The organism is Agrobacterium sp. DKPNP3, assembly GCF_052686535.1.
Genome location: NZ_JBQYSN010000125.1, coordinates 1 through 11,202, shown reverse-complemented (window position 1 = coordinate 11,202; position 11,202 = coordinate 1). Strand labels below are relative to the sequence as shown.

Below are 11,202 nucleotides of genomic sequence, written 5' to 3'. Positions count from 1 at the left end.
GAGCCTGTCTTCAGCTTTCCGGCCGCGTGGCGATGAAAAGCGCGGAGCCGAGCATGACGGCGGCGACGATTGTCGCCCGCAGCGGCGGCGGCTCGCTCAGAAACCAGAAGGCGGCGTAACTCACCGTCATGGCTGAAAGCGCGGCGATCTTGGCGTGGCGAGCAATTGCACCGCGTTCGCGCCAGCGTCGCAGCGAAGGGCCGAATCTGGGGTGGGACAGCAGCCAGGCCTCAAGCCTCGGCGAGGAACGGGAAAAACACCAGAGCGCCAGAAGCAGGAACGGTGTGGTTGGCAACACGGGAAGAAACGCGCCGACAATGCCGGTCGCGACCATAAGCCAGCCAAGACAGAGGTATAAAAGGCGCATGTCCAAGCCGGTATCATGAGTTCGCCAGTCAGGATAGGGTGATGACGCCGAATCGATATCAAGCCCACGCCACATCTTTGGCCACAGCGGAGAAACCGGGCCTTTCGCCATCACATTTACCGTGAACGGGTCTTTCCACCTTGTCGGCGGGCGCCTTTAGGGTTGAAAGCGCCGCGCTCAGTCCTTATTCCCATGGGCCGCGATGCCCGGAGCATAACCGGGCCGTCAACAGGAAGAAGAAGGATAACACCATGGCCAAGCTGATCCACTCGATGGTCCGGGTGCTGGACGAGAAGCGTTCGGTGGAATTTTACAGACAGGCTTTCGGACTCGAGATTGCAGAACGCGCCGAGTTCGAGAATTTCACGCTCATCTATCTCAGCAATACCGAGAGCGATTTCGAGCTGGAGCTGACTCTCAATCGCGGCCGCGAGGTGCCCTATGCGCTGGGCGACGGTTATGGACACCTTGCCGTCAGCGTTGCCGATGTGGAGGCCGAACACCAGCGTTTCATCGACATGGGTCTTTCTCCGGGCAAGATCATCGAAGCGGATTATAAGGGTCAGCCTTTTGCAAAATACTTTTTCATCTGCGATCCCGATGGTTACAAGATCGAAGTGCTGCAGCGCGGCAACCGGTTCAAATAAGCTCTGATGGAGGCGGGCATGGGAGAGGCAGGCGTGAAACTCGAAGACAGCTGGAAGCGCGTTCTTTCCGGCGAATTCGCCAGCCCCTACATGCTGAAGCTGAAAGAGTTCCTGCTTGCCGAAAAGACAGCCGGCAAGCGCATCTTTCCGAAGGGCGCGGATTATTTCCGCGCTCTCGATCTGACGCCGCTCGATGAGGTCAAGGTCGTCATTCTGGGGCAGGATCCCTATCATGGTGCCGGTCAGGCGCACGGACTGTGCTTTTCCGTCCAGCCCGGCGTGCGCATTCCGCCCTCGCTCGTCAATATCTACAAGGAGCTGCAGAGCGATCTCGGCATTCGCCCGGTCGGCCACGGCTTTCTGGAAAGCTGGGCGAAACAGGGCGTGCTTTTGCTCAACAGCGTGCTGACGGTGGAGGAGGCCCGCGCCGCCTCGCATCAGGGGCAGGGCTGGGAAAAATTCACCGACGCCGTCATCCGCGCCGTCAACGACGAGTGCGAGCATGTGGTCTTCCTGCTGTGGGGCTCCTATGCCCAGAAGAAGGCCGCCTTCGTGAACCAGCGCAAACATCTCGTGCTGCGCTCCCCGCACCCTTCGCCGCTTTCGGCCCATAACGGCTTTTTCGGCAACGGCCATTTTTCGAAGGCAAATGCCTTTCTGATCTCCCACGGGCGGGATCCGGTTAACTGGCAATTGCCGGAAACCGTGTAAGCCATCCCTGCATATATTTCCGTCATTCCGGCCTTGAGCCGGAATCCAGCCGGCGCGCGTCTGCGCGGCAAGAAGAGTCCTTCAGCCCAAAGACTTGGGCTGGCTGGATGCCGGATCAGGTCCGGCATGACGGGATTCAGAACCGAAATGTCTTTACGCGCGGCAGCCTCCGGTCTAAAGAATACTAGACTACAAAGTGAAGGATTATGCCCGTGTCGCTGCTGTCTGCCGAAACCTCCGTCTCGCTGCCCGATCCATTGTCGATCGTCGATGCCTTCGAGAGCCATTTTTCCGAGCATATGGAAATGGAACGCGACGGCGCGACGGTACGTTTCAGGACGGAATACGGCCATGGCAGTTTCAGCGCTGAGGGGGGCCGTTTTGCCGCGCGGGTAAACTGCGTTTCCGAACATATCCTGACGTCGGTCAAGGCCATGGTGGCCGAGCATATTGCGGAGTTTTCCGGCGAAACGGGGCTGGATTTCCGCTGGAGCGGCCATGGCGCCGAACAGTGCGAACTGCCCAATCTTTTCGTCGGCAAGGTCGCGCGTGCCTATAATCTCACGCCGCATATGCGCCGGCTGGTCGTGTCGGTCGAAACTGGTATCGAAAGGTTGCTGACCGGCGGCATGCATGTGCGCCTGCTGCTGGTGCCGGATCAGGCGCGTGCACCGGTCTGGCCCTATCTTGCCCCCACCGGCGCGATCATCTGGCCACAGGGCGATGATCTTCTCACACGGCGTGTCTATACCATCCGGTCCGGCGATATCGCCCGCGGCGAAGTCAATATCGATTTCGTGATGCATGAGGGCGAAGACATGCCCGGCGCAACCTTCGGCGCGACGGCAAAACCCGGCGATATCGTCGGCATCGTCGGCCCGAGCGGCGTCTGCCCGCCAGCCGAGCGTTACGTTTTTGCCGGGGATGAAACCGCGCTGCCGGTGATGCTGCGCATGGCAGCCGAAATGCCTGCCGGCAAAAAGCTTAGCGTCTACGCGGAAATAGACAATGAGGCCGAGCGGCAGGAGGTGGTCTGCGCGGCAGATGTTGAATGGACATGGCTCTATCGTCGCGGCAAGCCTGCCGGCACCTCCGGGCTCATCGAAAAGGCGCTGCGCCAGCATGCATGGAGTGCGGAGCACGATGGCCTGCATGTCTTTGCCGCCTGCGAAAAATCCGAGGCGAGAGCGGTAAAATCTTTCCTGACCGACGAAATCGGTTTCCCGAAGGCGTCCCTGCGGGCCGTGGGTTACTGGACCATGGGCGCTGCCGACGACCACTGAGATTTCGATGGCCCACCTCACCGGTTGAACAGTCCATTTTATTGTTCACCGATCGGAAACAATCCGTTCCTGCAGTCCACTCTATGCCGGAGGTGGCTCTTACCCCATCTTAACGCCATGAACAGGGCTGGCCCGATTGCGAGGCCTGCCGGCGAAAAGGGGTTTCATCATGCTCAACCAGATTAAGGGTCTGCACCACGTCACGTCAATGGCGGCAAGCGCGCGCCAGAACAACGGTTTTTTCACCGATACGCTCGGCCTGCGCCGGGTGAAGAAGACGGTGAATTTTGACGCGCCCGATGTCTATCATCTCTATTATGGCGATGAAGTCGGCACGCCCGGCTCCGTCATGACCTATTTCCCGTTCCCGCATATTGCCCGCGGCCGTCCCGGCACGGGCGAAGTGGGGACGACGCTGTTTTCCGTTCCGGAAGGGTCGCTCGGCTACTGGCAGGAGCGTCTTTCAAAGGCCGGCGTCGATGGTCTGAAATCGGACGAAGCTTTCGGCAACAAGCGCCTGCATTTCGCCGGGCCAGACGGCGACGGTTTCGCACTGGTGGAGGTCAGGGATGATGCCCGCGCCCAATGGACCGGCAACGGTGTCGGCGAAGATCAGGCGATCCACGGTTTTCAGGGTGCTTCGCTGCGGCTTCGCGACGAGGGCGCGACCGCCGAATTGTTGAAATTCATGGGTTACGAGGAAGTGGATCGTCAGGACGGCGTGCTGCGTCTCGGTATGCCCGGCGGTAACGGCGCCGATGTCATCGATATAGAAACAATGCCGAACATATCGGGTGCAAGGCTCGGTGCCGGTTCCGTGCACCACATCGCTTTTGCGGTCGAAAACCGCGAAAAGCAGCTGGAGGTGCGCAAGGCGCTGATGGATACGGGTTACCAGGTAACCCCCGTCATAGACCGCGACTATTTCTGGGCGATCTACTTCCGCACACCAGGCGGCGTGTTGTTCGAGGTGGCCACCAACGAACCCGGTTTCGACCGCGACGAGGATACCGCCCATCTCGGCGAGGCGCTGAAGCTGCCTACCCAGCATGCGCATCTGCGTGCCGCGCTGGAAAAGCAGCTGGAACCGCTGGGTGACGAGAAGGCGGTTTAATCCCTCGATAGCCTCTGGCACGACATTGCCTCGGTGTTCTTCTCCCCGTCCGGGGAGAAGGTGGCCCGAATGGTCCGATGAGGGGGCGACGTTGCCGTATCTCGCTACCCTTGCCCCCTCATCCCGCTGCCGCGACCTTCTCCCCCTCGGGGAGAAGGCGACAAGCTGAAATCTCTCGCTCCACATGTGATTTCCCTCGGCTGAAAAAGCCGCGCGGCATCTCTGAACTTCCTTCTTCGAGAAAGGATTCTCCAATGTCCAAGGACAGCTATTTCCACAAATCCCGTGCCGGCGCGCCCGGTGCGCCGCTCTTCGTCCTGCTGCACGGCACCGGCGGCGATGAGAACCAGTTCTTCGATTTCGGCTCGGGCCTCCTACCGCGGGCAACCATTCTCTCACCCGTCGGCGATGTCTCCGAGCATGGCGCAGCGCGGTTCTTCCGGCGCACGGGCGAAGGCGTTTATGACATGGCCGATCTTGAGCGTGCGACCGAAAAGCTCGCCGATTTCGTCAAGGCGAACCGCGACCATTATCAGGCCGGACCGGTGATCGGCCTCGGTTTTTCCAACGGCGCAAATATTCTCGCCAATGTGCTGATCGAACAGCCGGAGCTTTTCGATGCGGCGGTGCTGATGCATCCGCTCATCCCGTTCGAGCCGAAGATCCTCCCGGCCAAGTCCACCCGCCGCGTGCTGATCACCGCGGGCGAACGCGATCCGATCTGCCCGGTGCCGCTGACCCGGGCGCTGGAAGAGAGCCTGAAGGCGCAAGGCGGGACGGTGGAAACCGTGTGGCACCCGGGCGGGCATGAAATCCGCTCCGGAGAAATTGATGCGGTCAGGGGTTTTCTGGCGGGCTATGGGGAGTAGGTGACCACCTCCGTCATGCCGGACCTGATCCGGCCTCCAGCCACGGCGCGTCTGCGCCGTGAAAGGTTTCTTTCTCGATCGGGGACTTGATCGTGCTGGGCCGCCGCCTCAGCGATATCCGCATTGCTGCAACTGCGCCTCATAACGCAGCGCCATGTTGGCCGAGCGGCGGGCGGCTCGCTGGATGGCGGCATTGTTGCGCCAGCTACCCTTCGCGTAACCGGCATGACCGGAATAATAAGCGAGATAGAGATTATAGGGGTCGTTCAGCGCAATGCCGTTTTCGCGCCGGCTCTTGGCGTGGTACCAGCCGACGAAATGGATCGCATCGGTGAAATCGGTGCGGCTTGCCGACCAGCGGCCTGTTTCGCGCTGATAAACGCTCCATGTGCCGTCAAGCGCCTGCGCATATCCGTAAGCGGTGGACTGGCGTTTCCAGGGAATGAAACCGAGAAGCTTGGTCCGGGGCGGCCGCGCATAGGGGCGGAAGGCGGATTCAGTGTAGATCGTCGCCATCATGACCGGCACGGGCACGCCGAATTCCCGCTCGGCCGCTTTCGCGTCTCGCCGCCAGTTGTTGAAGATGCCGTTGCGCTGCTCGAAAATCGCACAGGCATTGGTGACCTGCGACGGTGCGGTGGCGCAACCGGCCAGGACGAGCAGCATCAGGAAAACAACGGCAAATACGCCACGCATAACGGAACCCTTTCGTTCCGTTATTCTTAAATTGCTAACCATTAACGTCGGGTTTTAAGACAAGGTTAATTCAAATCCCTGACATCGGGCGGCCGTTAATACCCTGAAAATTCCTGTGGCCGGGATGGGGCGAAACCGGACGCGCATCGTCGCTTCCTGCCATTTTTCGACTTTTTTCTTCCCCGCACATCCCCGGTGTCATCCGGTGCGGTAGGCTTGTCTCCATACCGGTCGTCAAACGTGCGCGCGGCGCGAGATGGGCGGGGCAGGCGGCCAAGACTGGGGAGCTTCCCGATGTCACGGTTGAGGCGGCCGGCATGTGACCTCCTTCCAAACAGGAACCGGTTTGGCGGGTGCGTTACAGGTTAAAATATCGGAGCCGGGCCGCATCGTCTGCAACCCTCCAATACCAATCCATCCCCGCAGCGATGCGGCCCTTTTATATCCCTCCGACGTTGCCGCGACTTTCGTGGCGGCGATATGGGCGCATGTCCGCGAGTGGGCCTCGCTGTCCAAAAATGAAAACCGATAAAATTGTAGCAATCCGCTTAAAGCGGCTGAAAACAGTGCTGTGCCATTGTGGGATCACAGACAGGGAGCGGCCTTTGAACGAGGTGCTCCGAAAGAACGACATCGAGACCGGCAAAAGCCGGCGGATCGCAAACGGGGTATGAAATGCTGAAGAAGATTATTGCTGCCGCCATCTGCGGAATTGCCATTGCTTCCATGTCCAACCATGCCGACGCGGCGGGTGCTGCCGGTTTTGCGCGTGGATTTGCCGCCGTCGAGAAGTCTGCGGTGACGCAGATCGGTCTTTCCCCTCGGGATGGTTTCGATGGCTGTGTTCTTGCCGCTGGCCAATGTGTCGGCAGTATGTCTGCCCCGCTGACGGTTGAGCGCCGTGAAGAACTGCTGCGCGTCAACCGCGATGTGAACGCCACCATGGGTGCGCTCGATGATTATTTCTCCGGTTTCGCCGGTGATGTTCCGGCAACGCCATCGGTAAGCCTGGGCGATTGCGGTGACTGCGCCGCGATCAAGCGTACGGCTCTTGCCGGTGCTGGCTGGTCGTCCAATGCGCTGCGCGTCGCCTTTTCACTGAACAATGACGGATCGCTCGAAAAGGTGCTTATCGTCACCACCGATAAAGGCGACGTTGTTCTCGGCAACACCATCGTTTCTCCTGAGAGCCGGGAAAACGCGCTCTAAGGATTCGATTTCAGCATCGGAAATATCGTTCGATCCGATGCTTACCCATTCATGCCTGCCAGACTGCGCCGGTTTTCCTGATCCCTGTTGGTTCAGGAAGCCGGCGATTTTTTTCGTTCGGCAACGGCGATACCGGCGAGCGCCAGCATCAATGCCACGATCTGGTAGCCATGCAGGGTCTCGCTGAGCACAACCACGGACAGCAATGTGCCGAAAACCGGCACGAGATTGATGAAAAGGCCAGCCCGGTTGGCGCCGATTTGCTCCACGCCCCTGATGTAGAGGATCTGGGCGATGAGCGAGGCGAATATGCCGGCATAGGTCACCAGCATCCAGCCGGTCTGATCCGGCCAGATCAGTGTGTCGCGAGACATTTCCCAGAAGACCAGGGGAATGGAGGTGAGGAGAGCGAAAAAGGCCGGGATCGCCATCAGCGTTCGCCAGTCGACGATGGGCTTCCAGCGCAGGATGACGGTGTAGATTGCGTAGACCAGCACGGCGAGCAGCATGATCGCATCTCCGACATTGACTTCCAGCGACAGCAGCGAAAGCGGATTACCGTGGGAAGCGAGCAGCGCCACGCCTGCGATGGTGAGACAGAAGCCGACGATCTGGCCGATCAGCACCCGCGTGCGGAAGAGCACGAAGTTCAATACGAAAATGACCATGGGCACGCCGGCCTGAATGACCGCGACGTTGATGGCCGAGGTATATTGCAGTGCCGTGTAAAGAAAGACGTTGAACGCCGTATAGCCAACGGTGCCGAGCACGAAGAAATAGGGCAGCCGGGTCTTCACCACCGGCCAGTCGCGGATGAGTTGCGGCACGGAAATGGCGAAGATGATGGCGACCGCAAATACCCAGCGCAGCATGGTAAAAGCCATTGGGCTGATGTGGCCGACGGCAAGCTTGCCGGCAACGGTATTGCCGCCCCAGCAGAGCGTGGCGATGATGAGGGCGATATAGGCTTTGGAAGGCACGCTGATGGTTCGCTTTTTCACGGGGCGGGAAAATGACAAGGAGGTCGGGCGTGGCCCTTTGCCCGCGCTTCGTCCTCCGCCGGGCGAGATAATGCGGGAAATCGGCGGCTTGTCACGGAAAAAGCAAAATTCTCCATAAGAAACAGGGTCGCTTTCCTTAAAACAACACAGTATACATTCGCGGGTTTGGGTTTCCCATCGGGTTATCGGGCGCGCAGGCGCCATGAGCAGGAAAGCAAGAAATGACGAATGTTGTGGTGGTCGGCTCGCAATGGGGCGACGAAGGTAAAGGCAAGATTGTCGACTGGCTGTCCGAGCGGGCAGATGTCGTCGTGCGGTACCAGGGCGGTCACAATGCCGGCCACACGCTTGTCATCGATGGTGTCAGCTACAAGCTTTCGCTCCTGCCGTCCGGCGTTGTGCGTCCCGGCAAGCTCGCCGTCATCGGCAATGGCGTCGTTGTCGACCCGCATGCGCTGATCGCCGAAATCGGCCGTCTGGAAGCGCAGGGCGTCAAGGTGACCCCGGAAAACCTGCGCATCGCGGACAATGCCACGCTCATTCTTTCTCTTCACCGTGAACTGGACGGCATGCGCGAAGACGCCGCCTCCAACAGCGGCACCAAGATCGGTACCACCCGCCGCGGCATCGGCCCGGCCTACGAGGACAAGGTCGGCCGCCGCGCCATCCGCGTCATGGATCTCGCCGACATGGAGGCGCTTTCCGCCAAGGTCGATCGCATCCTGACGCACCACAATGCGCTTCGTCGCGGCTTCGGCGCGGCCGAAGTCTCGCATGAAACGATCATGGAGGAGCTGTCCTCGGTTGCCGAGCGCATCCTGCCGTTCAGCGAAACCGTGTGGCTGCTGCTCGACAAGAAGCGTCGCGCCGGGGCGCGCATCCTGTTCGAGGGTGCGCAGGGTTCGCTGCTCGATATCGACCACGGCACCTATCCCTATGTGACCTCTTCCAACACGGTTGCCGGCCAGGCCGCTGCCGGTTCGGGCATGGGTCCGGGTTCTCTGGGCTATATTCTCGGCATCACCAAGGCCTACACCACGCGTGTTGGCGAAGGCCCGTTCCCGACTGAGCTCAACGACGAAATCGGCCAGTTCCTGGGCGAAAAGGGTCATGAATTCGGCACCGTCACCGGCCGCAAGCGCCGCTGCGGCTGGTTTGATGCCGCGCTGGTGCGCCAGTCGGTCGCCACCAACGGCATTACCGGCATTGCGCTGACCAAGCTCGATGTTCTCGACGGTCTGGATGAGCTGAAAATCTGCGTCGGCTACAAGCTTGACGGGCAGGAAATCGATCATCTTCCGGCTAGCCAGGGCGCGCAGGCGCGTGTCGAGCCGATCTACATCACGCTGGAAGGCTGGAAAGAATCTACCGTCGGTGCCCGAAAATGGGCGGATTTGCCTGCTCAGGCAATCAAATACGTTCGGCAGGTGGAGGAACTGATCGGAGCGCCGGTTGCGCTTCTGTCGACAAGTCCGGAGCGTGACGACACCATACTTGTGACTGATCCGTTTGAGGATTAATGTCCTCGGCGATCTAGATTCATAAACCATATCGGGCCGGTACGTCGCCGGTCACGACGAGAAAGTGCTTATGGCGGATTTTGTAGCAGTCATTCGCAAGGCCGTGGATGGCTTGGCGAACAATACTCCCGAGAACCGGGCGAAGGTTTACGACAAGGCGCGCAGTGCTGTTGTGCGCCAGCTCGAGAATATGAAGCCACGTCCGCCGGAAGAATTGTTGCGCCGGCAGATCGCCAAGCTGGACGCCGCCATAGCAGAGGTGGACAGCGAATATGCCGAGGCGCTTCCGGCGCTGGAGGATGACGACGCTTTCTCGCCAGCGGCAGAGGAAACGGCTGCTTCCTATCATCATCAGGAAGCCGCTGAGGAGCCGGCCGCCCAGCCCGCCGAAGTTGTGCACGAGGCTGAACCGGAAGAGCCTGCCCATCGCGAAGACGAGCGGGAAGAGCAGGTTTACGCGGATGCTGCACCCGCTGAGCCGGAACCGGTTTACCAGGAGCCGGACCGTTACGACGAGCCGCGCCACGATGTTCACGCTTCCGAAGAGGAGCGGCTTGACAGGGGGCACGAGCCGGAAGAGCTCTACGACGCACCGGAACCCGAGCCTGTCGCGCCGGCACGGGTAGACGCACCCCATGACGAGGTCGGCACCTATTTCACCCGCTCGGAGGAAGAGCCGGCTCACGAGCCGCAGCAGGACCATGCCGAGCCGGAGCCGGTGTTTACACCCGCACCTGTTGACGATGCCGTTCCCCCCCATTGGGCGCAGCCCGTGGATGAAGACGACTGGCGCAAGCTGGACGACGAACGCAACGACGATCTTCGCCCGGCCGACGGGGACTATGAAGAGGTTCGCGACGAGACCGACGGACGCCCGGTCGTCGCCGGTTATGCCGCGCCGCATTATCAGGAGCCGGACGTCAGTTTTGAGCCCGCGCCGTATGGCGAGACTGATCGACGCGACGCCGACGACCATCTGGGCCCCGCGGCTGTCGAGCACGCGCCCGCCTTTGGTGGCCGGCACGATTTTGACGAGCATCACCCGAGCGAAGAGCCGGCTCCGAAAAAGGCAGCCGTGGTCGAGGATTTCTCGTCCTATTTCCAGGATGCGGATATTGCCATTCCCGCCAAGGACGCGCCGGCGCTGCCGCGCGCGGATGATGATCCCTTTGGGGAGCAGGCGGCCGCAAAGGACAACAAGGAACGTACGCCCTGGGACGATCTGGATGAACTGATCGGTTATGACGGCGCCACATCTTCCACTCGACAGGCGACCGGCGACGTGCCTGGCTTGGCTGCCACGGCGGCGACGCCGGCCTATATGGTCAAGAAAAAGCCTCGCCGTAACTATGCGTCAGTCGTTCTCGCCGTTGTTGGCGTGGCACTTCTGGCTGGTGGTGGTTATGCCATGTGGATGAACCGCGACGCGCTGAACGATATGGTGGACGGTCTCGTCAGCTCCGCCCAGAACGGCGGCAGCGGGCAGTCTACCACCCCGACCGAGACCACGCAGACTGAGCCTTCGACCACCCCACCGGCGACGCAGCAGCCACCGGCCAGCACGGGCCAGCAGCAGCCGGCAACGCCGACCAATCATCAGGCCCAGACACAGAATCATGGCGATGACGGTTCCGTCACCGGCACCAAATTCACACAGCGGCTGATGGCCGATGGCACCGAGCGCGACGAGGGACCGGCACCGGGTGCCAATGGCCAGCCCGTGACGGCTGAAGGTCAGTCCGTCTACGAACAGAATGTTGCGCCGCCGCGTGCGGGCGAGGCTCC

General features: G+C 60.7%; 11 protein-coding genes. 8 read left to right on the top strand and 3 right to left on the bottom strand.

Annotated elements, in window-relative coordinates:
- Positions 1-10: 10 nt before the first annotated feature.
- Positions 11-367: a YbaN family protein gene (locus ACUTJJ_RS22985; protein ID WP_445543538.1), complete on the bottom strand. Its 357-nt coding sequence runs from the start codon at positions 365-367 to the stop codon at positions 11-13.
- A 251-nt stretch (positions 368-618) separates the two neighbouring features.
- On the opposite strand from ACUTJJ_RS22985, the gene ACUTJJ_RS22980 reads away from it, so the two are divergent.
- The 5 genes from ACUTJJ_RS22980 (at position 619) to ACUTJJ_RS22960 (ending at position 4,991) form a co-directional block, all read left to right on the top strand.
- A complete protein-coding gene (locus ACUTJJ_RS22980) occupies positions 619-1,014 on the top strand; it encodes a VOC family protein (RefSeq protein WP_445543537.1) in 396 nt (131 codons plus the stop codon).
- Positions 1,015-1,032: 18 nt separating this feature from the next.
- Complete coding sequence (gene ung / locus ACUTJJ_RS22975; RefSeq protein ID WP_209087227.1) at positions 1,033-1,725, top strand: uracil-DNA glycosylase; 693 nt, start codon at positions 1,033-1,035, stop codon at positions 1,723-1,725.
- Between the two features lie 206 nt (positions 1,726-1,931).
- Positions 1,932-3,008 carry a siderophore-interacting protein gene (locus ACUTJJ_RS22970; RefSeq protein WP_445543536.1) on the top strand — a complete coding sequence of 359 codons (1,077 nt, stop codon included), beginning with the start codon at positions 1,932-1,934 and terminating at the stop codon, positions 3,006-3,008.
- A gap of 169 nt (positions 3,009-3,177) precedes the next feature.
- Entirely contained in the window at positions 3,178-4,122 is a 945-nt protein-coding gene (locus ACUTJJ_RS22965; protein WP_445543535.1) for a VOC family protein, read from the top strand.
- 254 nt (positions 4,123-4,376) lie between these two features.
- On the top strand, positions 4,377-4,991 hold the full coding sequence (locus tag ACUTJJ_RS22960) for an alpha/beta hydrolase (RefSeq protein WP_445543534.1): 615 nt from the start codon (positions 4,377-4,379) through the stop codon (positions 4,989-4,991).
- 108 nt (positions 4,992-5,099) lie between these two features.
- On the opposite strand, the gene ACUTJJ_RS22955 is transcribed toward ACUTJJ_RS22960, so the two are convergent.
- Positions 5,100-5,687, bottom strand: a complete 588-nt coding sequence (locus ACUTJJ_RS22955; RefSeq protein ID WP_063948203.1) for a transglycosylase SLT domain-containing protein — start codon at positions 5,685-5,687, stop codon at positions 5,100-5,102.
- Positions 5,688-6,362: 675 nt separating this feature from the next.
- Between ACUTJJ_RS22955 and ACUTJJ_RS22950 the strand changes: the two genes are divergently transcribed.
- Complete coding sequence (locus ACUTJJ_RS22950; protein WP_445543533.1) at positions 6,363-6,896, top strand: transglutaminase-like cysteine peptidase; 534 nt, start codon at positions 6,363-6,365, stop codon at positions 6,894-6,896.
- A 92-nt stretch (positions 6,897-6,988) separates the two neighbouring features.
- Here ACUTJJ_RS22950 and ACUTJJ_RS22945 read toward each other — a convergent pair whose 3' ends face one another.
- A complete protein-coding gene (locus ACUTJJ_RS22945) occupies positions 6,989-7,876 on the bottom strand; it encodes a DMT family transporter (RefSeq protein ID WP_445543532.1) in 888 nt (295 codons plus the stop codon).
- Between the two features lie 242 nt (positions 7,877-8,118).
- Between ACUTJJ_RS22945 and ACUTJJ_RS22940 the strand changes: the two genes are divergently transcribed.
- Together ACUTJJ_RS22940 and ACUTJJ_RS22935 are read left to right on the top strand one after the other, a co-directional pair.
- A complete protein-coding gene (locus ACUTJJ_RS22940; protein WP_144577047.1) occupies positions 8,119-9,417 on the top strand; it encodes an adenylosuccinate synthase in 1,299 nt (432 codons plus the stop codon).
- Positions 9,418-9,487: 70 nt separating this feature from the next.
- A partial coding sequence (locus ACUTJJ_RS22935; RefSeq protein WP_445543531.1) for a hypothetical protein occupies positions 9,488-11,202 on the top strand: 1,715 nt, incomplete at its 3' end.

Bases quoted from the DNA above. Each gene is read 5' to 3' on its own strand.
- ACUTJJ_RS22970 (WP_445543536.1), top strand. From the start codon at position 1,932: ATGCCCGTGTCGCTGCTGTCTGCCGAAACCTCCGTCTCGCTGCCCGAT.
- ACUTJJ_RS22960 (WP_445543534.1), top strand. From the start codon at position 4,377: ATGTCCAAGGACAGCTATTTCCACAAATCCCGTGCCGGCGCGCCCGGT.
- ung (WP_209087227.1), top strand. From the start codon at position 1,033: ATGGGAGAGGCAGGCGTGAAACTCGAAGACAGCTGGAAGCGCGTTCTT.
- ACUTJJ_RS22955 (WP_063948203.1), bottom strand. From the start codon at position 5,687: ATGCGTGGCGTATTTGCCGTTGTTTTCCTGATGCTGCTCGTCCTGGCC.
- ACUTJJ_RS22965 (WP_445543535.1), top strand. From the start codon at position 3,178: ATGCTCAACCAGATTAAGGGTCTGCACCACGTCACGTCAATGGCGGCA.
- ACUTJJ_RS22985 (WP_445543538.1), bottom strand. From the start codon at position 367: ATGCGCCTTTTATACCTCTGTCTTGGCTGGCTTATGGTCGCGACCGGC.
- ACUTJJ_RS22940 (WP_144577047.1), top strand. From the start codon at position 8,119: ATGACGAATGTTGTGGTGGTCGGCTCGCAATGGGGCGACGAAGGTAAA.
- ACUTJJ_RS22950 (WP_445543533.1), top strand. From the start codon at position 6,363: ATGCTGAAGAAGATTATTGCTGCCGCCATCTGCGGAATTGCCATTGCT.
- ACUTJJ_RS22980 (WP_445543537.1), top strand. From the start codon at position 619: ATGGCCAAGCTGATCCACTCGATGGTCCGGGTGCTGGACGAGAAGCGT.